Genomic DNA, 24,101 nt, shown 5'->3' on the forward strand with positions numbered 1-24,101 from the left:
CAGATTTTTCCATCTTATAAGGGCAAGGATGTGCATAAAACTTAGAGGTTAGATCCTAATATTTCCATTTGCCCTGGGTTTTCATCACCTGCTCGATGAGGTCTCTTACGCAACCCTCGCCACCTTTTTTGTGAGAAACATAAGCTGAAATGGCCTTTACTTCCGGCACTGCGTCCTGAGGGCATGTGGCTAATCCAAGCATTTTCATGGGGTATATGTCTGGAATATCATCACCCATATAAGCGACGTGCTCAGCTTTGATATCATATACCTCTAAAAATTCTTGGATGCATTCAACCTTATCGGCAATGCCCAGGTGAATGTTGGTTATACCCAGATCCTTAAGTCGGGTTCTTACCATCTCATTGGTTCCACCCGATATAACGATGATCTCGTAACCTGCTTTTAAGGCTTCTTTTACCACAAATCCATCTTTCACGTTCATGGTTCTTATCAGCTCTCCAGAAGTAGAAACCTGAAGGGAACCGTTGGTAAACACGCCGTCTACATCAAAGGCAAAGGTTGTGATTTGGTTGAGCAGTTCTTTATAATTTGTCATGTTTTTTTAAAATTGATTGTGTAAGTAATCGATAAATTTCCAAGTGGCTTTGATGCCTGAGCTGGCTCATATGTTTTTTAATGCTGCTTTCATCTTTTCTGATGGCTGGCCCCGTTTGAACCTCAGAGGGAGAATTTTTCTGAACTTTTGCAGAAGTTTCCTGAATCAAAGCTTTTAAAATATCAAAAGGCATGTTGTCTTCCTTGCAAATGGTTTCCCCAATAGCATAGAGGTGGTTGGTGAAATTACACACAAAAACAGCCGCCAGGTGTAAAGTTTGTCGCTGAGCGGAACTGATTTTAAAAACTTCAGTAGAAATAGAGCTGGCAATAGATTTTAAAAGCTCTTCATGGTCTTTAGAATTTGCTTCCAGGCAGAAGGGTATTTTGGAATAATCGAGTTTCGTGCCTTTGGAAAAGGTCTGGAGCGGATAAAACACTCCGGAATTGGAGGCTTCCAAAATGGGCTGACTCCCGGAGGTGTGGGCAATGACTCCGGTTTTAGTTTGGATTTGTTCTGCTGTAGCTTTAATGACATCATCTTTCAAACACAGGAGGTATAGATCAGCTTCCATCAATTCAGATAAATCGGTGGTGGTTGCCGTAAATTCTTCAAAAGCTTTTAAAGATTCAGGCTGATGATTATACACCTGAATAACAGCGCATTTTTGTGTTTCTCGCAGGGCTTGAAACATATGAGTTGCTACATTGCCAGTACCTAAGATGACTATTGAAAACATTATAAAAACTTTAGTTTTATGCAACAAAGGTAAGGCTCATTTCCAATAATCAAATAGTAAGTTTTATAATCCTGGATAAAGAAATGATGTCGGTCTTAAAAAATAAGTATATAGTTTAAAAAATAGTTGGAAATACTGATTTTCAGCTAAATTATTAACAGCTAAAATCAGAATTTTTAAAAGCGTTTAATTAACACAACTTCAACGTTCGTAACCGGGCCTAAGCTTTACTAATCCTCCTGTAATGAGTATCTTTGTCGCCGATACAAAAGAAATTATGTTAGAGAAAAAAATCAAAGATATATTGTTTTCTACACGGCTGATGGCCGTGTTATTTGTCATTTATGCCGTGTCCATGGCTGTGGGGACTTTTATTGAGAATTCTTATGCAACGGTTACGGCAAGAGAATGGATTTACGATGCCTGGTGGTTTGAGGTGATTATGGTCTTTTTTGTGATCAATTTTATAGGAAACATTTTCAGATATAAGCTTTTACGAAAGAAAAAATGGACAACGCTTTTACTTCACCTATCCTTTATTTTGATTTTGGTAGGAGCCTGGGTGACGCGCTATATCGGCGAGGAAGGAATCATGCCCATACGCGAAGGTGAAGTCGAAAACACAATGCTTTCTGAAGGCACCTATTTAACCACCTTTATAGATGGTGAAATCGAAGGTGAGCCTTTGCGAAAAAAACAAGATTTTGAAGTTAATTTAGGGCCTGCCATCACGGCTGGCAAAACCATTGAAACCGATTATAACGGGAATCCCGTAAAATTTGAATTTTTAGAATTCATCGAAGGTGCAGAAGAAGGGGTGATTGAAGCTGAAAATGGAGATTATTTCTTAAAGATTGTTGAAGCAGGGGATGGTGAGAGACACGATCATTTTTTGAAAGCCGGCGAAGTTGCTAATATTCACAACATACTGTTTGCTTTCAACAAACAAACGGATGGTGCTATAAACATTTCCGGAAGCAATGAGGTAGGATTTACGATTACCTCTCCTTTTGAAGGGGACTGGATGCGTATGGCAGACCAGTTTAAAGGTCAGCTGGCGCAGGATTCCATTCAGGAACTACAGATGCGTTCGCTGTATAATGTGGGGGGAATGCAATTTGTTGTTCCCGATCCAGCCATCAAGGGGCGTTACGATTTGGTCCAAAAAGAAATGGTTAACCGAAGTGATCCCGATGGTGTTTTTGTGAAAGTCACAGCCGGCGGAGAGTCCGAAATTGTCGGATTGCTGGGGGGTAAAGGCTTTCAAATGGATATGAAAAAAATATATGTAGGAGGTTACGACATCTACATGAATTATGGCAGCATGGAAGTGAAACTGCCTTTTGCTCTTAAATTAAATGACTTTATTGCCGAAAAACATCCGGGGACCGAAGACAGGCCTCAGCCGAGTTACGAATCCTTTATGAGTAAAGTGGAAGTGGTAGATGGAAGCAATTCCTATCCTTACGATATCTACATGAATCATGTTTTGGATCATAAAGGCTATCGTTTTTTCCAGTCCTCGTTTGATCCTGATGAAGGCGGTACAGTCTTGTCTGTCAATAATGACTGGTGGGGCACCTGGATTACTTACATAGGTTACTTTTTACTTTACTTAGGATTAATGGCGATTTTGGTAGACAGAGGATCCAGATTTGGAGAATTAAGAAAGAAATTGGAAAAAATAAAACAGAAAAAAGCAAAACTGACCGGCATCCTGATCCTTCTTTTTGGAATGTCAGGTTTTGCTCAAACCGAAAACGGAAACGTTGTTGAGGAGTCGAGGCAGGTTCAGGATACCTTAATTGCAGACAGCCCTGAGGATGAGGTGATACATCAGGTTGAATCTGATAAGATCATCAAGTTGATTCAGGCCAATAAAGTGAGTGCAGCGCATGCTGCCAAATTTGGTGAGTTGATCATTCAGGATTATGGTGGTCGAATGAAGCCCATCAATACCTATTCTTCAGAATTGTTGAGAAAACTCGGTAAAAAAGATGCCTATAATGATTTGAATAGTGACCAGGTCCTGCTTTCTATGATTGAAAATCCGCAGATCTGGTACTCAGCTCCACTTATTTCCATTAAGACCAAAAATGACAGCATACATCATGTACTGGGTGTTGAGGAAAACAAAAAATACGTGGCTTTAACCGATTTTTTTGAAATGAATGGCGAATATAAACTCGGTGACTATCTGGATGAAGCCTATAAAGCTGCAGTGCCCAATCAATTTCAAAAGGACTTTATTAAAGCTGATGAGAAAGTAAATCTGATTTATAATACGCTACAGGGAAAGCAGTTCAAGATTTTCCCTATACCCGATCATCCCAATAACAAATGGGTGGCTTACCCGGAACTGGACGAGGAGAGGTATTTTACAGGTATTGATACGCTGTATACCAAACAAATTCTTCCGTTATACATGCAGTCCTTGAGAAGTGCCCGTCAAACTGGAGATTATGACCAGGCAGATGAATTGCTGCTCAGTTTAAAATCGTTTCAAAAGAAATACGGCGAAGAGGTCATTCCTGCAGAAGACAAAGTGAAAGCTGAAATTTTATATAACAAGATCGATATTTTCAACCTCTTGTTCCAGTACTATCTTTATGTGAGTTTGATTATGATTATTTTCGTGATCCTGAGGATTTTCAAAGAAAACAAACTCAACAAGTATGCGATTAATTTAAGTAAAGTTCTGCTGGTCATCTTATTTACGGCCCATACGGCAGGACTTGCAGCCCGCTGGTATATATCCGGCCACGCGCCCTGGAGTAATGCTTATGAAAGTATGATTTATGTCGCCTGGGCAACCATGTTTTTCGGCTTAGCCTTCGGTCGTAAAAGTGATTTAACCATGGGCTCCACCGCTTTTGTAACGTCCATCATTTTGATGGTAGCCCACTGGAACTGGTTAGACCCTACCATAGGAAACCTGCAGCCCGTATTGGATTCGTACTGGTTAATGATTCACGTGGCTGTGATCGTGGGAAGTTACGGACCTTTCGCTTTAGGAGCCATAATTGGACTGGTATCGCTTATTCTGATTATAGCCACCAATAAATCCAATTTCAAAAAGATGAAACTGAATATCCAGGAACTGACCATTATTAATGAACTGGCTCTAACTGTTGGTTTAGTGATGCTGACGATCGGTAATTTCCTCGGTGGCCAGTGGGCCAATGAAAGCTGGGGAAGATACTGGGGCTGGGATCCTAAAGAAACCTGGGCGCTGATCAGTATTTTTGTTTATGCCTTTGTCATTCACATGCGCTTAGTGCCTGGCCTGAGAGGCTTGTTTGCTTTTAATTGGGCTGCAGTACTGGCTTTTGGTTCTATTTTGATGACTTATTTTGGAGTGAATTTCTACCTGACAGGTTTGCACTCCTACGCTAGTGGTGATCAAATCATCAGTTATCAATTTATCATTATAGCCCTTGTGGTATGGATCGTCCTGGGCGTTGCTGCTAAGTATAAGTATAAGAAGTATTATTAGTGGTGTGGTGATTTGGTGTAATGGTCAAAATAGGTTTTAGACGTTAGATTTCAGATACCAGAAGAGTGAGGATAGAAAAGCTAAACAAAAACCACGAGACAAAACAGTTCAGTTCAACTATAAACTAATCAACTAAGACTAAAACTTCATCATTCGATTTTCACTTATTTAGTAATCGTTATTGTTTCTCCCCTTTGGGGATAGGGGCTTTGCTTTAGGGTATTTATTGCCCATTCCATATTTCCCAGGCCTTTTCAGCTTGAGCGATAAGCATTTGTTCGCCGTTGATGATTTGGGCGCCGTTTTCTCTACCCTGAGCCAAAAAGCTGGTGATCGAAGGATTATAAATCAAATCGTAAAGCAAATGTGTTTTGTCAACAAATTCATAAGGAATGGGAGGGAACTGGTTAACATCCGGATGTGTTCCCAGCGGCGTACAATTTACTATGAGCTGGTGATTTTTTATGATTTCGGCATTTAATTCGTCATAGGTAAAATCTCCCTTTTCCTTATCCCTGGATACAAAATTGATTTGATAGCCCATAGAAACCAAAGCATGTCTTATGGCTTTAGCAGCGCCACCGGTGCCCAGAATCAACGCAGAGTCATGATTAGGAGCAATAAGAGAAAAGACGGACTTGGTAAATCCAAATACATCGGTGTTATAACCAATCATTTTTTTGTTTTCAATTTTGATTGTGTTCACCGCACCAATACGCTCTGCCTGTGAATCGATTTCATCCAAATAGGGAATCACGGCTTCTTTGTAGGGAATGGTGACATTAAGTCCGGCCAACTCTATTGAATTGTTAACGATTTGTTTTATTTCTTTGATGTCTTCAATATCATAATTGATGTATTTGGCTTTAATAGCTTCATTATTAAATTTGGTATTGAAGTATGATTTTGAAAAAGAATAATCTATATTTTTTCCAATAAGTCCGTAGGTTGTCATAGGTTTTTTGTTTTTCTTAAATTGCCGTAGTAAGCAAGGCTTAAAACTATTAAAATTCCCAGTATAATAAAAGAGAAAGCTAGCCAAGTATTTAATGAAGACAGGTCTGGCCAATACCTTATATAATTATCTAAAACCGGATCTCCGCTTGTATCTCTTACTATTTTTCCAGCCTCGTTTAGTTTAAATAGTTTTTCTTTCCAGGGCCAAACTACGCCTAAACTTCCGGTTATGAAACCAATGATGATGGAAAAAGTGATTTTTCTGTAATATTTTAAAACATAATTCAAAAGGTGAGAAAGCGTGACCAACCCAAATAAAGAGCCAGCCGTAAAAGATCCTAAAACTTCTAAGAGTCGTATTCGTTCCGGATTATCGATAAATGAAAAATTGAGCTTTATTATTTCTGCCAAAGTATCATAAAGAGCGTTTACAGAATCTACCAGTAATAAAACATAATTACCAAGCAAAATTAGGATAAACGAGCCAGATAAACCGGGGAGAGTCATTCCGGAAACACTGATGATACCGCAGAAAAATACAAAAATCAGATTGTCGTTTTCTGTAGCGGGTTTTAAAAAACTAATGCTAATTCCAGCTAAAACCCCGATGCCAATAAAGAGGATAGTGCTCAAAGACCTGACCTTGAAATCTTTGCCGATGTAGTAGATGGAACCGATTATCATGCCAAAAAAAGTGGACCAAACGTATAATTCGTTGTGCTGAATGAGAAAATCCAATAATTTGGATATGCTGAAATAACTAAACACCATGCCTAAAATGAGAATGCCTAAAAATTTTGCATTGATGTACTGAAAAAAACTTCTAAATCTTGCATTGATAAGGAGTTTAAGTGATTTCAGGTTGATTTTTTGAAGCGAGTAAATAAATTCTTCATAAAATCCGGCAACAAAAGCAACCACACCACCAGATACCCCAGGCACCTTATTGGCGGCTCCCATGGCAAGTCCCTTTAAAAACAGGAAGACCTTGTCACTAAAAGTCCTAGTGCTTTGCATGGGAAAGAGGTTGTTTTTCTGCTATTTTTTCTAAAAGCAATATGAGTAAAAATCCTAAAGCAGCGGCTATGATAGCTAAAAACAAGTGTGGATCTCCCTCGAAATTTTGAGGTAAAACAGAAACATCATCCAAAATGACCAGTTTATCTTTTATGAGTTCAGAATCCATCACATTTTTCCACGGCCATATTTTGTTCAGTGAGCCAGCGATAAAACCTGTGAGGAGAGCTAAAGTGATTAATCTAAAATGAGTAAAAAGCCATTTCAATATCCTAGAAAAACTCAATATACCTATAATAGCACCAAGACCTACAAGTCCAATCACTTGAAAATTAAATTCTGAAACCGCTTCGGTTATCGACTTGTAGCTACCCATTAAAACAAGAATAAAAGCGCCTGAAATTCCAGGTAGAATCATAGCGCAAATGGCTACAGCTCCACATAACATATAATAAAGCGGATGATCCAGACCCTGAGCAGGAGCCATTAAGGTGATGCCGAAGGCAATAACAAAGCCAATAAGTGCAAAAACTACCAGTTTGATGGTCCATCTGTCAATTTGCTTACCGACATACCACACACTCGCCACTACCAATCCAAAGAAAAAAGACCACACTACAACTGGATAGGATTCGAGTAAGTAATTGGTAAGCCTCATCAGGGTAAAGACACTTATAAAAATACCGATTAACAAGGCCAGGATAAAGTTTCCGTTCAACTGTTTCCACATGGTATTGAAGCCTTCTTTTTTCCAGGTTTTTAATAAACTGAAATCCACATTGGCAATAGTGGTCACCAATTCTTCATAAATACCTGTAATGAAAGCGATGGTTCCTCCGGAAACCCCCGGAACAACATCAGCAGCACCCATACCCAGACCTTTTAAGCTGACGGTGATGTAGGATTTTAAATTTCTTTTCATAAATGGATTGATATATTCAAGACTGCTTATAGAGTGTTGGTTTTTATTGAGAATCCTTGGTTAACTCAATAAACAAACTTTCAAGGTTTTTATTTTTCTTGTGAAGTTCAATTATTTTTAAACCTTTATCGTGGGCGAAATCAAAGACATCTGGACGTTTATCAACACCTGTGTCAAAAGTGATTTCATATTTGAATCGGGTCGTGTTTTTCACCTGAACTACTTTACCGATTTCCTTTAAAGCGACTTCTTCTATTCTGTAATTAAATTCAACTTCGATGACCTGCTGACTTGCTTCATTGAGGTCTTCCATTTTTTTATCTGAGACAATTTCACCTTTATTGATGATGATGACTCGGTCACAAATCGCTTCTACTTCCTGCATGATGTGTGTTGATAAGAGGATGGTTTTGTTTTTACTTATAGATTTAATCAATTCCCGAATTTCAATAAGCTGGTTCGGATCCAAGCCAGTGGTAGGTTCGTCCAGAATTAAAATTTCGGGATCGTGAAGCAAGGCAGCGGCCAGACCCACCCGTTGTCTGTAGCCTTTGGACAACTGATAAATCCGCTTGCCGGTTTCCTGGCTGAGTTTGGTTTGCTCAATTACCTTATCTATACGTTCTTTAGGCGTTTTGAAAATTTTCGCGTGAAAATTAAGATACTCCTTGATATACATCTCCAGATAAATAGGATTGTGTTCTGGTAAATAACCGATTTGTTTCTGGATGTCTGTTTTTGCTTTGGTGAGTTGTAATCCATTGATGCTGGCTTCACCGGAACTGGGACTTATAAATCCGGTCAGGATTTTCATAAGTGTAGATTTACCTGCGCCATTGGGTCCAAGCAAGCCCACCACTTCACCTTTGGACATTTTGAACTTGATATCCTTCAGGACAGGCTGATTCTTATATGACTTTGAAATGGAGTTAACTTCAATCGACATTTTGAAACTTTTTGCTCAAAAATACAAATTATATCTCTTCACAAATTCAGAATGTATTTGTATTAAATTTTTTTATAACATGGCCTTAGTTTTAAAAGCAAGTCAAATGCCTTTTTTTTCTGATTTTAAAAGTTAATTTTGTAAGCATGGAAAACGATAAAACATTAAGAAACTGGTTAACGGAGATGAATCTGGATCACCCGTTGGTCATTGCAGGTCCTTGCAGTGCTGAAACTGAAGAACAAGTGCTCCATATTGCTCATCAGCTCAAAGATTCTGATGCTACGGTGATGCGCGCAGGAATCTGGAAACCGAGAACCCGACCTGGGAATTTTGAAGGCGTCGGAGCTATTGGACTGGAGTGGCTTAAAAAAGCTAAAAAAGAAACCGGGCTGATGATCGCTACTGAAGTTGCCAATAAAACTCATGTTGACCTTGCACTCAAGGCCGATGTAGATGTCTTGTGGATTGGGGCCAGAAGTACTGTAAGTCCATTTATAGTTCAGGAAATAGCAGATGCCCTTCAGGGAACCGATAAAATAGTTTTGGTGAAGAATCCGGTGAATCCAGACCTGGCCTTATGGCTTGGTGGGGTGGAGCGTCTTTATGCAGCCAATATCAAAAATCTTGGGGTAATCCACAGAGGCTTTTCTACATACGAGAAAATTAAATACAGAAATAATCCAGAATGGCAAATAGCCATCGATTTGCAAAATCGATTTCCAGATTTGCCTATCTTAGTAGACCCGTCTCATATTGCCGGGGCCAGAAACCTGATTTTTGACATTTGCCAGACCGCTTTAGACCTCAATTATGATGGTATGATTGTGGAAACGCATCATACTCCGGATAAAGCCTGGAGCGATGCCGCACAGCAAATCACCCCAGAGTTTTTGAAGCAGATGACTATTGATCTGCGAATCAGAAAAAAACATGGCGCCGGAGAGTTCAACGAAAAGCTGAACGTCTTAAGGTCCAAAATTGATGTTATCGACAATCAAATTATCGACTTTTTAGGGAAGCGTATGGGCGTTGCCGATGAGATTGGTGAATTGAAAAAAGAAAACAATGTGGCTATTCTTCAGCCTGAACGCTGGAATAATGTTTTGAATAAGCTGACCCTGAAAGGAGAAAAAAATCAGCTGTCTAAAGATTTTGTAGAGCGTCTTACCAAAGCCATACATGAAGAATCTATTGCGCATCAGCATAAAATTATAAGTCAATATTGATAACTGTAACCCCTTCAAAACTTAACTAATGAAAGCTGTTGTTTATAAATCTACGGGAAGTTGGTATTATGTAAAAGCAGAGGATGGAGAGATTTATAACTCGAGGATAAAAGGTAAGTTTAGGCTAAAGGGTATTAAAAGTACAAACCCAGTGGCAGTGGGGGATCATGTCGAAATTGACACTGAAAAGAAAGGTGATGAGACTATCGGCATCATCAAGGAGATTTACGATAGGAAGAACTACATCATCAGGAAGTCGGTGAATTTATCCAAGCAAACTCACATCATTGCGGCTAATATAGATGTAGCCTTTTTACTCATTACACATAATAATCCGCCGACAAGCACCACCTTTATCGATAGATTTCTCGTCACCGCTGAGGCTTATCACATTAGAACCGTGCTTCTTATCAATAAAGTAGATGCTTATAGCATGGAAGAATTTGCTGAGATGAAATTTCTGGCAGAACTGTACAGAGATATAGGTTATACCTGCATTGGGATTTCAGCTGAAACTGGCGAAAACATCGATCAGGTTAAAGAACTGATGAAGGATAAAGTAAGTGTTTTTGCGGGGCATAGTGGAGTCGGGAAGTCTACTTTGGTCAATGCTATAGAGCCTGGGTTGAACATCAAGACTTCAGAAATTTCAGAACAACACAGACAGGGACAGCATACCACCACCTTTGCGGAGATGCATGAGCTTTATTTTGGCGGTCAGATTATCGATACTCCGGGTATACGGGGTTTTGGCGTTGTGGATATCGATAAATATACTTTAGACAACTACTTTCCAGAGTTTTTTGAACTGAAAACCCATTGCAAATTCAATAATTGTATTCATGTGGACGAGCCGCAATGTGCAGTTAAAGAGGCCCTGGCAGAAGATAAAATAGCGTATTCCAGATATAAGAGCTATTTGCAGATTTTAGAAGGTGAAGAGGATGAAAGTTTTAGAAAGGACCCCTATCAAGATTTGAGATAATATGAAAATTGTACTGCAAAGAGTTAAGGAAGCTTCCGTTGAGATCGATCATCAAATAGCAGGCAGCATACAAAATGGACTTTTGATTTATTTGGGTATTGAAGATGAAGACAAACAGGAAGATATTGACTGGTTAGTCAAAAAGGTGACTCAGATGCGAATTTTTTCGGATGAAGAAGGGAAAATGAATCTGAATATAAGGGAGGTTGAAGGAGAGTTTTTAATCGTTAGTCAGTTTACGCTTTACGCCTCTGTGAAAAAAGGGAACAGACCTAGTTTTACAGGAGCGGCAAAGCCAGAATATGCTAAAAAATTGTACGAAGATTTTATAGTATCCATCAAGGATGTGTATCACAGCAACATTCAGTCAGGAAGATTTGGTGCCCATATGCAGGTCTATTCCATAAATGACGGTCCGCTCACATTTATCTTAGATTCCAGGCAAAAGATTTAAAAAAACATTCACATTTTTTTAAGGAATTTTTTACATTTGGAACCATGAAAAACATATTTCTAACCCTCTCGCTCTTCTTTTTTTCATTTTTTTATGCTCAAAAGGATTACTCAATAGCAAATTTAAATTTAGATTTATTAAAAAAATCGAATTCTGTCATCATAAGTCAAGATATTCATCTCGAAATTGACAGTTACAGTTCAATGACGATTACTGAAGACAAGCTCATTACGATTTTGAATAAAAAGGGCTTATCTGCTTTAGATGCTTTTGCTCATTACGATAAATCAACAAAGATTAAGAACTTGACTTTGACGGTTTACAATACATTTGGAGCAGAATTACAAAAGTTCAAAGAAAGAGACTTTACAGATGTAAGTGTTGCTGGCTCTGTAAGTTTGTATACAGATAACAGAGTGAAATATCTTGATTATATACCTTCGAGTTACCCCATTACTGTTCATTTTGAAAAACAAGTAAAAACATCTAATACGGCTTTTATAAAAAGCTTTAGGCCTATTCAAAATTATGATCAGACGATTAAAGAATCGACTTTCAAAATAGAAAATAACTCCGGAGAAATACTCAGATCTCATCCGAATGAGTATTCTGAAGCTATAAAAATGGAACAGCTAGATGAAAATACAGTTCTTTATTCTATAGAAAACTTGGAATCTATCCCTAGAGAAGTCTATAGCCCGTCTCTGGAAACATACACTCCGCAGATTATGTTTGCATTGAATACTTTTGAACTTGAAGGCCAAAAAGGTCAGGCTTCCAGTTGGAAAGATTTTGGAAAATGGCAATATGAAAACCTGTTAAAAGGTCAAGATGAACTTTCTGAATCTACGGTAAGCGAAATAAAATCTTTGACATCACATCTGCAGTCCGATGCAGAAAAAGCAGAAGTTGTTTACGATTATGTTCAAAACAATACACGATATATAAGTGTACAAATTGGTCTCGGAGGCTGGAAACCTATTCCTGCTGAGGAGGTCGATGAAAAAAAATATGGAGATTGTAAGGGTTTAACTAATTATACCAAGGCATTGCTTTCTGCTGTTGGTGTAGAATCCATTTATTGTGTAGTAACTGCTGGTGACGAAATCATAAATATTGAAGAAGAGTTTTCATCGATGCAGGGCAATCATGTTATCCTTACGATTCCGCAAGAGAACGAAGAAAATATTTGGCTGGAATGTACGAGTCAGGATATTCCTTTCGATTTCTTAGGCACATTTACAGATAATCGCCGGGTTCTTGCTTTAACCCCGGATGGTGGAAAAATTATAAAAACACCGGCTTATGATGATGAAGTTAATTTTCAGAAAACAGAAGCAAAGATAAATATTCAGAATAGAGATATCATAGCAGATGTAGAAATAAAGACTAAAGGGACTCAGTATGATAGCAGATACAGCATTGCTGACAGAACTGAAAAGGATATCAGGTCTTACTACTTGAACTACTTTGATAATATAAAGCAACTTAACCTGACAGATTACAGATTTCAAAATAATAAAGAAAAAATTGTTTTTACTGAAAGTTTAAAAGTGGTAGGTGAAAATTATGTCAAAATTTACGGGAATGACCTTATCCTGGATGTCAATCCCTTTAATAAATTTCAAGTCAATTTACCTCAATATGCAACCAGAAAAACGCCTTTTGTTATCGAAAGGGGCTTTGTCGATGAAGATGAGTTTGTTTTCAATACAGAAGGATTAGCCCTTGATACGGAACTTAAGGATATAGAATTTGATTCTGATTTTGGATCCTATCGATTAAGTTTTAGTTTGAATGAAGATAAATTAGTTGTAAAAAGATATTTAAACCTGAAAAAAAACAACTACGACAAGTCTAGTTACGAAGACTTTGTCGAGTTCTTTTCGACCATTTCCAAATTCGATAATACTAAAGTTAGTTTCAAAAAAGTATAAAAAACATAATCAATTTTACAGATGAAAACAATTATTATGTCCATCCTATTTTTATTCATCACTACTATTTCTTTCTCACAAGCTAAAGAACTTGAAGATGTAACTTTAGAAATGCTTAGGGAAACTCAAAGCCCGACAGACTCTTCTGCAGTAGCTGAAGTTCTTTATGAAAAAGCAGAAATCAGATTTTCAATTAAAAATTCATGGGAGTATGAGTATAAAGTTATCAGAAGGATAAAAATCTATACTCCGGAAGGCTATGATCAAGCTAATGTACAAATCCCATATTTTGTAGGAAATAGAAATTCAGATAGAGAATCCGTGTCTAATATCGAGGGCTATGTCTATTATGAGAAAGATGGTGAGGTTGAACGTGAAAAAATAAGAAATAGCGATATATTCGAAGTAGATTTAAGTGATTTATGGGAAGCCAAAAAATTCACTTTACCCAAAATTCAGGATGGAGTCATTATAGAATATTCTTATGACATAGATTCTCCGCATATCAATAATTTACCAAAATGGATTTTTCAAAATAAAATTCCAACTCGTTATTCCGAATACTCGACCCATATACCATCAGAATATTTGGCCTATAGTATGAGAACCAAAGGCTATTATCCGATAGAAAGCTTAGACGAAATTAAAGAAGGGAGGATATATGTAAGATCTTCTGCTTCTCAAATATCAACCTCCATAAGAGAGTCAAAACATATAGTTAAAAATCTGCCTAAAATCAGAAATGAATCCCATGTAAATAATGTCACTAACTATTTACCAGGCATAAGCTATGAGCTTTCATCATATAAAACAGAGCAATATGGTCCTTTAGAATCTGTTTCCAGATCCTGGGAAGATGTGGTGAAAACCTTGAGAGAAACCAATACATATGAAAAAGAAATGTCGAGAACAAAATACTTTAAAGAGAATCTCAAAACAATATTGCAAGATAAGACACTTCCTGAGGATAAAATGAGGGCTGTTTTCGATTTCGTAAAAGATAGAATGACCTGGAACGATGAGCAGAGAATATATACGAGTGATAGACTGGATAAAGTCTATGAACTTGGTGTAGGAAATTCTGCAGACATTAATATTCTGCTTACGGCAATGCTTAGGGAGGCCAAACTGGAGGCTAATCCAGTTTTATCCAGCACAATTTCCCATGGCATTCCTTTATTTCCAACAATTTCAGGCTTGAATTATGTCTTCTCCCATGTGAATATCAATGGCGAAACTTACGTTCTGGATGCAACTGAGAAGTTTACAACACCAAATCTTTTACCCAGGCGCGCCTTAAACTGGAATGGCATTGTGATGAAACCAAATGCATTTGAAATCTTGGAACTTGTTCCAAAAGAGCATTCTTTAAAAAAATATCAGGTACAGGCCAGTTTAGATCCCGATGGTATCATTCATGGGAAGTGTAGAATAATTTCTTATAATCATTTTGGACTTGCTACACGCAAAAGTCTAGACAAAAAGGATTTAGAGGAAATCAAATTGAGATATGAAAATAATTTTGAAATTAAAGAGGTTAAGGATATCAAGATTTCTAACCTCCTTAAAACTTCAAAACCCTTGCTGGAAGGTTTTACATTTTCTTCTGATGATCAAAAATTCGTAGAACAAATCGGGAAAAAGTTTTATATTTCTCCCATGCTTTTTCTAAAATCAGAAAAAAATCCTTTTCTTGAAGAAAAGCGAACTTATCCTATAGATTTCACTTTTCCAAAAAATGTTGACTATCTCATCTCAATGAAACTGCCGGAAGGTTATAAAGTTGATTACTTACCTGAAAAGACAATTTTTAAATTTGGTGATGATTTTATCAACTTAACCTATCTAATTGAAGAAAATAACGGTTTTGTATCAGTAAAGGTTAGACAAACTGTCAACAGAACATTGTTTTTGCCAGGTGAATATGAAGATCTAAGACAATTCTATGCAGAATTAATCAATAAAGAAAACGAGAAAATTGTACTTGTAAAATCTTAACCTATGAATATAAAAGACGCTCAATCAGCTGTGGATGAATGGATAAAAGAACACGGCGTACGTTATTTTGATGAGCTTACCAATATGGCACAGCTCACGGAAGAAGTAGGAGAGGTGGCGAGAATTATCGCAAGACGCTATGGGGAGCAAAGCGAAAAAGAAAGCGATAAGTCTAAAGATCTTGGAGAAGAACTTGCAGATGTAGTCTTTGTTGTTTTATGTTTGGCAAACCAAACAGGAATCGATTTACAGCAGGCTTTCGATAAAAAATTGGATGTCAAAACAAAACGCGATCACGATCGTCATCAAAACAATTCAAAACTAAAGTAAATGTTTCAAAAAGTAATTTCAGTTAAAGGGTTTTGGAGATCTGTTATTGTTCTAGCCATAGGCTTCATATTTATTTATAACATCGTAGATGTTTGGCTTGCCTATGATTTTAACTGGTCGCTCTATGCTGAAAACAGATTAGCCAAAGAAAACCTTTTGAGGTTCTTTGTCGCTAATATTATGAGCGGTTTTGTGTATGGTTTTATAGTCACCTATTTAAAATTCAGAGGGAACATCAAAAAAAATGAAGCTAAATGAAATTGAGCTTTACCACACCAAAAACTGAACAATTTCAGTTTGAAATCACGGGTTCCAAAAGTATTTCCAATAGATATCTTATTCTTCAAGCTCTCTTTCCGAATCTAAATTTGAAGGGATTATCCAATAGCGATGATACTCAGGTGCTTCAAAAAGCTTTATCTGCATCATTACAGGAAACTACAGAAATCGATATTCATCATGCGGGAACGGCCATGCGTTTTTCAACTGCCTTTTTTTCTGCACTCCCTGGCTGTGAAGTCATACTGACGGGAAGTCAGCGCATGCAGGAGCGCCCCATTGGTATTCTGGTGGAAGCGCTTAGAAGCCTTGGTGCTGATATTCAATATATCAAAAATGAAGGTTTTCCACCTTTAAAAATTTCAGGGAAACCGCTTCAGAAAGAAAACATTTCCATCTCTGCAGATGTGAGTAGCCAGTACATTACGGCGTTAATGCTCATTGCTCCTTCCTTAAAAAACGGGTTAACTATTCATTTAGAATCTAAAGTCACATCCAAACCCTATCTTAAAATGACCGCTCAGGCTCTTGAGTCGGTTGGGGTTCACGTTGAATATGATGGCAACTCGATTAGAGTTCATTCTAAAACTAAAATAGAACCTACTACAATTTCAGTGGAGTCCGACTGGAGTTCGGTTTCTTATTTTTACAGCTGCCTGGCATTAATGAATGCCGGAAATATGAATATATCCACTTTTTATAAAGACAGCCTTCAGGGAGATTCTAGGGTAGCCGAGTTTTATCAACTTTTTGGTATCGAGACTCATTTTAAGACAAACTTCATTCAACTTTCAAAAATGGATAATTTTAAGTTGCCTCAGAAAATTGAATTAGATCTCAATGACACCCCAGATCTGGCACAGACGATTGCAGTAAGCTGTTTAGGACTAGGTGTTGAGTGTTTTTTAACCGGACTTCATACTCTAAAAGTTAAAGAAACCGACAGATTGGTCGCTCTTAAAAATGAGATTGAAAAATTTGGTGCTGAGGTGATTATTACCGATGAATCTTTACACTTAAAACCTGTTGACGAATTTAATTCAGAAGTCAAAATAGAAACCTATCAGGACCACAGGATGGCTATGGCTTTTGCACCTCTGACTGTAAAAACCGATTTGGAAATTTTGAATCCTGAAGTGGTGTCCAAATCTTTTCCAGACTTTTGGGATAAAATGCGAGTACTAGGTATCCGGTAAAAACAGCGATTATCCTGTGATTAAGGTAAATAAACTATAAATTACTTGACAACGCCTATCTCGCGGTCGTATATTTGCACTCTTTTAAAAAAATAAGATTATTATGGGAATGAAACTTTCACAATTCGAATTTACTTTACCTGAAGACCTTTTGGCAGAATTTCCGTCTGAGCACAGAGATGAAGCCAAACTAATGGTAGTAAATCGTAAAGATGGTTCTATTGAACACAAAATGTTTAAAGACGTTATCAATTATTTTGACGAAAAGGACGTCATGGTGTTCAATAATACTAAAGTTTTCCCAGCTAGATTATACGGAAATAAAGAAAAAACAGGAGCTAAAATTGAAGTTTTCCTATTAAGAGAACTCAATCCAGAAACACGTCTTTGGGATGTTCTTGTAGATCCTGCACGAAAAATAAGAATAGGTAACAAACTTTATTTTGGTGAAGATGAAAGCCTGGTGGCCGAAGTGATTGATAACACCACCAACAGAGGGAGAACCCTTCGTTTTCTTTACGACGGGTCTTACCAGGACTTTAGAGATAAATTAACTGAACTTGGTCAGACGCCACTTCCTAAATACATCAAGCGTGATGTCGTTCCAGAAGATGCTGAACGTTACCAAACGATTTATGCTAAAAATGAAGGTGCTGTTGCAGCGCCAACTGCGGGACTTCACTTTTCTAAACACCTGTTGAAGCGTTTGGAAATCAAAGGCATTGACTTTGCAGAAGTGACTTTACATATCGGTTTAGGAACCTTCAATCCCGTAGAAGTCGAGGATTTGTCCAAACATAAAATGGACAGTGAAGAGATCATGATCGATAGTAATGCGACCAGTATTATCAACAATGCTAAATCTGAAAAAAGGAGAATTTGTGCTGTAGGAACTACAGTGATGAGAACTTTGGAAAGTGCGGTAAGCTCGAACCACAGGTTGAATGAATACAATGGCTGGACCAATAAATTCATTTTTCCTCCTCACGATTTTAGTATTGCAAATTGCATGATTACCAATTTCCACATGCCAAAATCTACTTTATTGATGATGATTTCTGCCTTTGCAGGACATGACTTGATGGAAAAAGCTTATAAAGAAGCCATTAAAGAAAAATACAAATTCTACTCGTACGGCGATGCTATGTTGATTTTGTAGTAGATAGCTTAAAAGTAATGAAGGAGCTGACTTGTATTTTGCAAGTCAGCTTTTTTTATTCGTGGTGGTAAGGAAGATTGCCTAAAATGGTGAAGGCTCTATACAACTGTTCGGTAAAAAACAACCGAATCATTTGATGAGAAAATGTCATTTTGGAAAGTGATACTTTTTGATCTCCTCTGGAATAAACATCTGGAGAAAAGCCATAAGGACCACCAATTACAAAAACCAAGTTTTTAAGACCGGTGTTCATGCGTTTTTGTAGCCATCCTGCCAGTTTGGTAGAGGAATATTCAGAACCCTTTTCATCCAGCAAAACCACAAAATCAGAATTCGAAATTTTTTTCAAGATAAGTTCACCTTCTTTTTCCTTTTGAAGCTCGATCTCCATATTCTTTCTTTTTTTGAGATCGGGAATAATGCTTATTTCGAAATTTACAAAATGCGACAGCCGCTTTTTGTAATCACTGATTAAGGCTTCCAGATGGCGATTATCTGTTTTGCCTACGAGGATTAAGGTGATGGTCATCCGTATAAAAAAGTTTAACTTTGTTCGAGACAAAAATAGAGAACCAAATGATTAGCGAAAAGCAATTGGAAGAAGAAATCCAGATCCTTATTGAAAATGCGATACGAGAAGATGTAGGAGCAGGAGATCACTCCAGTCTGGCTTGTATTCCCAAAGACGCTAATGGAAAAGCCAAACTCCTTGTAAAGGATGAGGGCATTCTGGCTGGAGTTGTGTTGGCGAAGCGGGTTTTCAACTATGTTGATTCTTCCTTGGACGTTGAACTCTTGATGAAAGACGGTGACCCCATGACTTACGGGGATATTGCTTTTTATGTTTCTGGTTCAAGTCAATCTATACTAAAAGCTGAACGAGTGGTGCTAAATGCCATGCAACGCATGAGTGCCATTGCAACTAAAACACAAAAGTTTTCTATTTTATTAAAAGCATATAAAACTCAAATTCTGGACACACGCAAAACCACCCCTGGTTTTAGAGCTTTGGAAAAGCAAGCTGTAAAAATAGGGGGTGGGACCAACCACAGATTCGCCTTGTACGACATGATCATGCTGAAGGATAATCACATAGATTTCGCCGGAGGTATTTCAAAGGCTATTCAAAAAACATTGAGTTACCTTGAGCAGGAAAAGCTGGATCTGAAAATTGTAGTAGAAGCAAGATCAATTTCAGAAGTCAGAGAAATTTTGGAGTCTGAGGGAGTATATAGAATCCTGCTAGATAATTTCAGTTATGAAGACACTCGGGAAGCCGTGAAAATAATCGGTTCAAAATGCTTAACAGAATCTAGCGGAGGAATTACTTTGGAAAATGCTAAGAATTATGCCGAATGCGGAGTCGATTTTATCTCAAGCGGAGCGCTCATCCACTCGGTTCATAATTTGGATCTAAGTCTAAAAGCTGTATAAGATGGCTGCCGAAATAAGCGATACCCTTAAAAAAATACCGATAATTTCCAGACTTGCGTATTGGGCTAACCAGAAAAATTTACCAGGTCGCGAAGGGTTTACACTTTACGATTTGTTCAGTTTATATACGTTAGGGATTTTAAAAGGAACATTTTCTACGAGAGCAAGCGCCATCGCCTTTAGCTTTTTTATGGCTATTTTCCCCTTTTTACTTTTTATTCTGAATTTGATTCCCTTTGTCTGGTTTATCGATGATTTTCAACAGGAATTACTCAATTATCTTGAAGATTTACTCCCTCCCCAAACTTCCGGGATGTTTCAGGACATTTTTTATGATATTGCCAATAACCCACGAGCCGGATTGCTTTCCTTTGTTTTCTTACTCTCCATCTTTTTGATGTCTAACGGCGTCAATGCAATTTTCACCAGCTTTGAATTTTCTTATCACACACAAATCAACAGACCGATTATAAGACAATACTTCGTGGCTGTAGGGGTTGCTATCATCGTGGCTGTTTTGCTTTTGATTGCCGTCATTGCAACGGTTTATTTCAGTTTTCTTATTGACCAGTTTAAAAGTATTGGCGTGGTAGGCGATTCGCTTTTGCTGGCCAAGTACGGTCGTTTTGCGATTTTGATTTTGGTACTGGTACTTGGGATCTCAACGCTTTATTATTTTGGAACCAAAGAAGGAAAGAAAACCCGTTTTTTCTCTTTAGGCTCCTTTTTTACAACGATTTTAATTATTTTAACCACCTATTTGTTTTCCATTTATGTTGAAAATTTCAGTGCGTATAACAAACTATATGGTTCGATTGGTGCATTATTAATACTCATGTTATATATTTGGTTAAACTCTAATATTCTTTTATTGGGTTTTGAATTAAATGGATCACTGTACAACTTAAAACAAAAATCCCAAACCTTAAAAAAATAAATTTATGAAAACAGGCTTTTTTATGATTGTGGCATTCCTTGTAGCGACATCTTCTTTTGCTCAAACAGAAATTGCTGGTATTGTACTTCCAAATACGTTTGAAATTGGCGAAACCCAGTTGAGTCTCAACGGTGCAGGTGTCCGAGAAAAATACTGGATGGACATGTATGCCGGAGGGCTTTATACAGCCGAGAAAATGAATGTGGCGCAAAATGTAAGGAATGCAGATGTTCCAATGCTAATCAAACTTCACATTGTATCGGGATTAATCTCAAGTGATAAAATGAGTTCTTCTGTTGAAGATGGTTTTGAGAATTCTACCGGAGGTAATACAGAACCTTTCAGAGCCAAAATCGATAAATTTAAATCCTTCTTTTCAGAAGAAATCACCAAAAATGATGTCTTTGATATCACTTACACCCCTGCAACCGGGGTTGTCGTTTTTAAAAATTACAAAGAACTGGGAACGATTGAAGGTTTAGACTTTAAAAAAGTATTATTCGGTATCTGGTTCGGTGAAAAACCTGCCGACAAGGATTTGATGAAAGGGATGTTAAACCAGTAACCTATGAAATTAGTAATGATTTGCATAGGTTTCCTTTATGGAAACCTTATTTTTTCTCAGGAAGTTTTTGGAGAATGGAAAACCATAGATGAAGATACCGGTGTCGCCAAATCTATTGTTGAAATTTATAAAAAAGACGGAGAGGTTTTCGGAAAGATAAAGAAAATTCTTAGAGAAGATAAAAGAGACATGCGTTGTACTGAATGCAAGGGCGATCTTAAAAACCAGAAAATCGAAAATATGGTTATTATAAGAGGCCTCTCTAAAGCTGGCGAAGAATATACCGGAGGTACAATACTCGATCCTGAAAATGGTAAAACCTATGATGCCAGGATCTGGATTGAAGAGGGAATGCCCAATACCTTAATGGTTAGAGGCTATGTTGCTTTTTTTTACAGAACGCAGGAATGGGAGAGAGTTAAGGAATAAATTCTAATACAATATTTTCATGCCTTTCTATATCGATGTCATTGTTCCCTTAGCTTTAGATCAAAGGTTCACCTATTCCATTACTGATGATGAACGGCTACTTTTAGATCTTGGAATGCGTGTGGCGGTCCCTTTTGGTAAACGAAAGGTGTATACCAGCATTGTTGCCAAAATACACGAAAAACCACCACTGCGATATGAGGCAAAACCCGTAGAAGAGCTGCTGGATAAAACGCCAACGGTTACCGCTTATCAGCTCAAGCTATGGAAGTGGATGGCCGATTATTACCTCTGTACAGAAGGAGAAATTTTGAGGTCTGCTTTGCCCAGTGCGCTTTTGATTGAAAGTGAAACGGTCATTGAACCTCATCCGGATTTTGATCTTAAAGCAATCGATGAAGCTGAACACTTGAATGACAGTGAATACTTAATTCTTCAGGCACTTCAGAAACAAAGCTTATTGAAAATAAGTGAGATTATCCTGATTCTTGATAAAAAAACTATTTTTCCAGTCATCAATGCTATGGCAGAAAAAGGCATGATTCTCATCAATCAGGAACTCAACAGACAATATAAGCCCAAACTCCAGAAATATATCAAACTTAACGACCACTTTGCTTCTGAAACCGAATTGCCCGGCCTCCTGGAAAGCCTTGAACGGGCCAAGAAACAAAAGCAGGCACTGCTGAAACTGTTTAGTCTTAGAGCTCAGACCCAACAACCGATTTCTGCTAAAAAATTAAAAGAAGAAGCCGGAGTTTCTGAAGCGGTGGTTAAAGCCTTGGTAGATAAATCGATTTTTGAAGAATACTACGTCAAGAAAGACCGAATTGAATATCAAGGAGAGGCCTCCTCTCCGGAAATATATCTGAATGAGTATCAGGAAAAAGCTTTGGAAGACATTGAAAAAGGCTTTGAGAAACTGCCGGTTTGTTTATTACAAGGAGTGACTTCCTCAGGAAAAACTGAAGTTTACATCAAGTTGATAGAAAAAACGATTCAACAGGGAAAGCAAGTGCTTTATTTATTACCAGAAATTGCGCTTACCACTCAGCTTATTCAGCGTCTTCAGGATTATTTTGGGGATGAAGTTTTGGTATACCACAGCAAATACTCTGTTAATGAAAGGGTGGAGGTTTACAGACACATACTCGATGACAGCAAAGGAAAAATTGTGATTGGCGCGAGATCTTCTATTTTTTTACCCTTTCAAAATCTTGGACTGTTAGTGATAGATGAGTCTCATGAAAGCAGCTTCAAGCAATTTGATCCCGCTCCTCGCTATCATGCCAGAGATACAGCCATCGTCCTGGCTTCTTTTTTTCAGGCAAAAACGCTTTTGGGAACAGCAACGCCTAGCCTTGAAAGTTTCTATAATGTAAAACAGGATAAGTATGCTTTTGCGCAGCTCTCCAGACGCTTTGGCAATGTCGTTCCTCCGAAAGTGGAATTGGTGGATTTGAAAGATCAGCAGAGAAAACAGAAAATGACAGGACATTTTTCTGAAACCCTGATTAAGGCAATTGAAGCGACTTTAAAAGAAGGGCAACAGGTTATTCTTTTTCAAAATCGAAGAGGATATTCACCGATTTTGGAGTGCAATACTTGCGGTCATGCCCCACAATGTCCCAATTGTGACGTGAGTCTTACCTATCACAAACACAATAATACACTGAGGTGTCACTACTGCGGATATCATATCGCCATGCAAACCAAATGTATGGCATGTGGTTCTGCCGATGTGACGACCAAAGGTTTTGGTACCGAACAAATCGAGACTGAACTGAACTCTTTATTTGAAGATAAAGTCATCAAACGCATGGATCTGGATACGACTCGCGGGAAGTTTGCTTATGAAAAGATTATTTCAGCCTTTGAGAATCGAGAAATAGATATTCTGGTAGGAACTCAGATGCTGACCAAAGGTTTGGATTTCAGGCATGTCAAACTTGTGGGGGTGATGAATGCCGATAGTTTATTGAACTTTCCTGATTTTAGAGCTCATGAGAGAAGTTTTCAATTGTTGGTCCAGGTAGCAGGAAGAGCTGGGAGAACAGCGGAACAAGGTCAGGTTCTTATTCAAACCTATAATCCTTACCATAGAATTTTACAGCAGGTAACTACCAACAGTTACAATGAAATGTTTAAGGAGCAACTGGATGAAAGACGACATTTCAAATACCCGCCATTATTCAGAATGATTAAAATCACCTTCAAATCCAGAGACTTGAATAAACTTAATGAAGCATCAGACTGGCTTGCCCTGTATTACAGACAAATTTTTACAACCAATGTGTTAGGACCAGAATTTCCGGGAATATCAAGAATTAGAAATGAATATCATAAGAATATTCTGATCAAAATACCACAAGAGCAGTCTCTAACTAAAACTAAATCGCATGTGAAAAAAGGTGTAGATAAATTCAAATCTATAGCTCAATTCAGGTCTATTAAAGTGATAACAAATGTTGATCCTTATTAATATTCTCTTCATTTAATCATAATAACAGCTTATAGAGTTATGCGCTTCTCC

The 24,101-nt window shown here is 37.7% G+C and carries 22 protein-coding genes; 15 read left to right on the top strand and 7 right to left on the bottom strand.

What is annotated here, in order from left to right:
• Positions 1–55 precede the first annotated feature (55 nt).
• Both BLP81_RS03085 and BLP81_RS03090 read right to left on the bottom strand, forming a co-directional pair.
• Positions 56–559, bottom strand: coding sequence for a KdsC family phosphatase (locus tag BLP81_RS03085; RefSeq protein ID WP_093365563.1), 504 nt, complete (start codon positions 557–559; stop codon positions 56–58).
• Positions 546–1,298 (bottom strand): Rossmann-like and DUF2520 domain-containing protein, encoded by a 753-nt coding sequence (locus tag BLP81_RS03090; protein ID WP_093365565.1) that lies wholly within the window; start codon positions 1,296–1,298, stop codon positions 546–548. The genes BLP81_RS03085 and BLP81_RS03090 overlap by 14 nt, the downstream gene beginning before the upstream one ends.
• A gap of 277 nt (positions 1,299–1,575) precedes the next feature.
• On the opposite strand from BLP81_RS03090, the gene ccsA reads away from it, so the two are divergent.
• Positions 1,576–4,794, top strand: coding sequence for a cytochrome c biogenesis protein CcsA (gene ccsA / locus BLP81_RS03095; protein ID WP_093366140.1), 3,219 nt, complete (start codon positions 1,576–1,578; stop codon positions 4,792–4,794).
• Positions 4,795–5,017: 223 nt separating this feature from the next.
• Here ccsA and BLP81_RS03100 read toward each other — a convergent pair whose 3' ends face one another.
• The 4 genes from BLP81_RS03100 to gldA are packed head-to-tail and all read right to left on the bottom strand — an operon-like array spanning position 5,018 to position 8,636.
• The gene (locus tag BLP81_RS03100) at positions 5,018–5,749 is read right to left on the bottom strand and encodes a shikimate dehydrogenase family protein (protein WP_093365568.1); all 732 of its coding nucleotides are present in this window, start codon (positions 5,747–5,749) and stop codon (positions 5,018–5,020) included.
• Positions 5,746–6,768: a DUF368 domain-containing protein gene (locus BLP81_RS03105; protein ID WP_093365571.1), complete on the bottom strand. Its 1,023-nt coding sequence runs from the start codon at positions 6,766–6,768 to the stop codon at positions 5,746–5,748. The genes BLP81_RS03100 and BLP81_RS03105 overlap by 4 nt, the downstream gene beginning before the upstream one ends.
• Positions 6,755–7,690: a DUF368 domain-containing protein gene (locus BLP81_RS03110; protein WP_093365574.1), complete on the bottom strand. Its 936-nt coding sequence runs from the start codon at positions 7,688–7,690 to the stop codon at positions 6,755–6,757. Before BLP81_RS03110 ends, BLP81_RS03105 begins: the two co-directional genes overlap by 14 nt.
• Positions 7,691–7,733: 43 nt before the next feature.
• The gene (gene gldA / locus BLP81_RS03115; protein WP_093365577.1) at positions 7,734–8,636 is read right to left on the bottom strand and encodes a gliding motility-associated ABC transporter ATP-binding subunit GldA; all 903 of its coding nucleotides are present in this window, start codon (positions 8,634–8,636) and stop codon (positions 7,734–7,736) included.
• Between the two features lie 146 nt (positions 8,637–8,782).
• Here gldA and BLP81_RS03120 point away from each other — a divergent pair, with 146 nt between their 5' ends.
• From BLP81_RS03120 to queA, 9 genes are all read left to right on the top strand, one after another.
• Complete coding sequence (locus tag BLP81_RS03120) at positions 8,783–9,865, top strand: bifunctional 3-deoxy-7-phosphoheptulonate synthase/chorismate mutase type II (RefSeq protein WP_093365582.1); 1,083 nt, start codon at positions 8,783–8,785, stop codon at positions 9,863–9,865.
• Between the two features lie 28 nt (positions 9,866–9,893).
• Positions 9,894–10,850 (top strand): ribosome small subunit-dependent GTPase A, encoded by a 957-nt coding sequence (gene rsgA, locus BLP81_RS03125; RefSeq protein ID WP_093365585.1) that lies wholly within the window; start codon positions 9,894–9,896, stop codon positions 10,848–10,850.
• 1 nt (position 10,851) lies between these two features.
• Positions 10,852–11,304, top strand: coding sequence for a D-aminoacyl-tRNA deacylase (gene dtd, locus BLP81_RS03130; protein ID WP_093365589.1), 453 nt, complete (start codon positions 10,852–10,854; stop codon positions 11,302–11,304).
• Positions 11,305–11,348: 44 nt separating this feature from the next.
• Positions 11,349–13,241 carry a DUF3857 domain-containing protein gene (locus BLP81_RS03135; protein ID WP_093365591.1) on the top strand — a complete coding sequence of 631 codons (1,893 nt, stop codon included), beginning with the start codon at positions 11,349–11,351 and terminating at the stop codon, positions 13,239–13,241.
• A 36-nt stretch (positions 13,242–13,277) separates the two neighbouring features.
• On the top strand, positions 13,278–15,239 hold the full coding sequence (locus BLP81_RS03140; protein ID WP_245686401.1) for a DUF3857 domain-containing protein: 1,962 nt from the start codon (positions 13,278–13,280) through the stop codon (positions 15,237–15,239).
• A 3-nt stretch (positions 15,240–15,242) separates the two neighbouring features.
• A complete protein-coding gene (locus BLP81_RS03145; protein WP_093365596.1) occupies positions 15,243–15,569 on the top strand; it encodes a nucleotide pyrophosphohydrolase in 327 nt (108 codons plus the stop codon).
• The gene (locus BLP81_RS03150; protein ID WP_093365598.1) at positions 15,570–15,827 is read left to right on the top strand and encodes a hypothetical protein; all 258 of its coding nucleotides are present in this window, start codon (positions 15,570–15,572) and stop codon (positions 15,825–15,827) included.
• Positions 15,824–17,044 carry a 3-phosphoshikimate 1-carboxyvinyltransferase gene (locus BLP81_RS03155; RefSeq protein WP_093365601.1) on the top strand — a complete coding sequence of 407 codons (1,221 nt, stop codon included), beginning with the start codon at positions 15,824–15,826 and terminating at the stop codon, positions 17,042–17,044. Before BLP81_RS03150 ends, BLP81_RS03155 begins: the two co-directional genes overlap by 4 nt.
• Before the next feature lie 109 nt (positions 17,045–17,153).
• The gene (gene queA, locus BLP81_RS03160; RefSeq protein ID WP_093366142.1) at positions 17,154–18,203 is read left to right on the top strand and encodes a tRNA preQ1(34) S-adenosylmethionine ribosyltransferase-isomerase QueA; all 1,050 of its coding nucleotides are present in this window, start codon (positions 17,154–17,156) and stop codon (positions 18,201–18,203) included.
• A 55-nt stretch (positions 18,204–18,258) separates the two neighbouring features.
• Here the strand turns inward: queA and rlmH are convergent, their stop codons facing one another.
• Entirely contained in the window at positions 18,259–18,732 is a 474-nt protein-coding gene (gene rlmH, locus BLP81_RS03165; RefSeq protein WP_093365604.1) for a 23S rRNA (pseudouridine(1915)-N(3))-methyltransferase RlmH, read from the bottom strand.
• Between the two features lie 47 nt (positions 18,733–18,779).
• Between rlmH and nadC the strand changes: the two genes are divergently transcribed.
• Genes nadC through priA form a run of 5 tightly spaced genes read left to right on the top strand, consistent with a single transcriptional unit; the run spans position 18,780 to position 24,050 of the window.
• Positions 18,780–19,637: a carboxylating nicotinate-nucleotide diphosphorylase gene (gene nadC / locus BLP81_RS03170; protein ID WP_093365606.1), complete on the top strand. Its 858-nt coding sequence runs from the start codon at positions 18,780–18,782 to the stop codon at positions 19,635–19,637.
• Between the two features lies 1 nt (position 19,638).
• Positions 19,639–20,574 (top strand): YihY/virulence factor BrkB family protein, encoded by a 936-nt coding sequence (locus BLP81_RS03175; RefSeq protein WP_093365608.1) that lies wholly within the window; start codon positions 19,639–19,641, stop codon positions 20,572–20,574.
• 4 nt (positions 20,575–20,578) lie between these two features.
• Positions 20,579–21,139 (top strand): chalcone isomerase family protein, encoded by a 561-nt coding sequence (locus tag BLP81_RS03180; protein WP_093365610.1) that lies wholly within the window; start codon positions 20,579–20,581, stop codon positions 21,137–21,139.
• 3 nt (positions 21,140–21,142) lie between these two features.
• Positions 21,143–21,568 (top strand): DUF2147 domain-containing protein, encoded by a 426-nt coding sequence (locus BLP81_RS03185; protein ID WP_093365612.1) that lies wholly within the window; start codon positions 21,143–21,145, stop codon positions 21,566–21,568.
• Between the two features lie 19 nt (positions 21,569–21,587).
• The gene (priA, locus tag BLP81_RS03190) at positions 21,588–24,050 is read left to right on the top strand and encodes a replication restart helicase PriA (protein WP_093365614.1); all 2,463 of its coding nucleotides are present in this window, start codon (positions 21,588–21,590) and stop codon (positions 24,048–24,050) included.
• The last annotated feature ends 51 nt before the right edge of the window (positions 24,051–24,101 follow it).

Origin of the sequence: Psychroflexus sediminis (assembly GCF_900099815.1) — a bacterium.
Classification (GTDB): domain Bacteria; phylum Bacteroidota; class Bacteroidia; order Flavobacteriales; family Flavobacteriaceae; genus Psychroflexus; species Psychroflexus sediminis.

Coding starts and splice junctions, on each gene's coding strand:
- BLP81_RS03085 (WP_093365563.1), bottom strand. CDS start 559: ATGACAAATTATAAAGAACTGCTCAACCAAATCACAACCTTTGCCTTT.
- BLP81_RS03090 (WP_093365565.1), bottom strand. CDS start 1,298: ATGTTTTCAATAGTCATCTTAGGTACTGGCAATGTAGCAACTCATATG.
- ccsA (WP_093366140.1), top strand. CDS start 1,576: ATGTTAGAGAAAAAAATCAAAGATATATTGTTTTCTACACGGCTGATG.
- BLP81_RS03100 (WP_093365568.1), bottom strand. CDS start 5,749: ATGACAACCTACGGACTTATTGGAAAAAATATAGATTATTCTTTTTCA.
- BLP81_RS03105 (WP_093365571.1), bottom strand. CDS start 6,768: ATGCAAAGCACTAGGACTTTTAGTGACAAGGTCTTCCTGTTTTTAAAG.
- BLP81_RS03110 (WP_093365574.1), bottom strand. CDS start 7,690: ATGAAAAGAAATTTAAAATCCTACATCACCGTCAGCTTAAAAGGTCTG.
- gldA (WP_093365577.1), bottom strand. CDS start 8,636: ATGTCGATTGAAGTTAACTCCATTTCAAAGTCATATAAGAATCAGCCT.
- BLP81_RS03120 (WP_093365582.1), top strand. CDS start 8,783: ATGGAAAACGATAAAACATTAAGAAACTGGTTAACGGAGATGAATCTG.
- rsgA (WP_093365585.1), top strand. CDS start 9,894: ATGAAAGCTGTTGTTTATAAATCTACGGGAAGTTGGTATTATGTAAAA.
- dtd (WP_093365589.1), top strand. CDS start 10,852: ATGAAAATTGTACTGCAAAGAGTTAAGGAAGCTTCCGTTGAGATCGAT.
- BLP81_RS03135 (WP_093365591.1), top strand. CDS start 11,349: ATGAAAAACATATTTCTAACCCTCTCGCTCTTCTTTTTTTCATTTTTT.
- BLP81_RS03140 (WP_245686401.1), top strand. CDS start 13,278: ATGTCCATCCTATTTTTATTCATCACTACTATTTCTTTCTCACAAGCT.
- BLP81_RS03145 (WP_093365596.1), top strand. CDS start 15,243: ATGAATATAAAAGACGCTCAATCAGCTGTGGATGAATGGATAAAAGAA.
- BLP81_RS03150 (WP_093365598.1), top strand. CDS start 15,570: ATGTTTCAAAAAGTAATTTCAGTTAAAGGGTTTTGGAGATCTGTTATT.
- BLP81_RS03155 (WP_093365601.1), top strand. CDS start 15,824: ATGAAATTGAGCTTTACCACACCAAAAACTGAACAATTTCAGTTTGAA.
- queA (WP_093366142.1), top strand. CDS start 17,154: ATGAAACTTTCACAATTCGAATTTACTTTACCTGAAGACCTTTTGGCA.
- rlmH (WP_093365604.1), bottom strand. CDS start 18,732: ATGACCATCACCTTAATCCTCGTAGGCAAAACAGATAATCGCCATCTG.
- nadC (WP_093365606.1), top strand. CDS start 18,780: ATGATTAGCGAAAAGCAATTGGAAGAAGAAATCCAGATCCTTATTGAA.
- BLP81_RS03175 (WP_093365608.1), top strand. CDS start 19,639: ATGGCTGCCGAAATAAGCGATACCCTTAAAAAAATACCGATAATTTCC.
- BLP81_RS03180 (WP_093365610.1), top strand. CDS start 20,579: ATGAAAACAGGCTTTTTTATGATTGTGGCATTCCTTGTAGCGACATCT.
- BLP81_RS03185 (WP_093365612.1), top strand. CDS start 21,143: ATGAAATTAGTAATGATTTGCATAGGTTTCCTTTATGGAAACCTTATT.
- priA (WP_093365614.1), top strand. CDS start 21,588: ATGCCTTTCTATATCGATGTCATTGTTCCCTTAGCTTTAGATCAAAGG.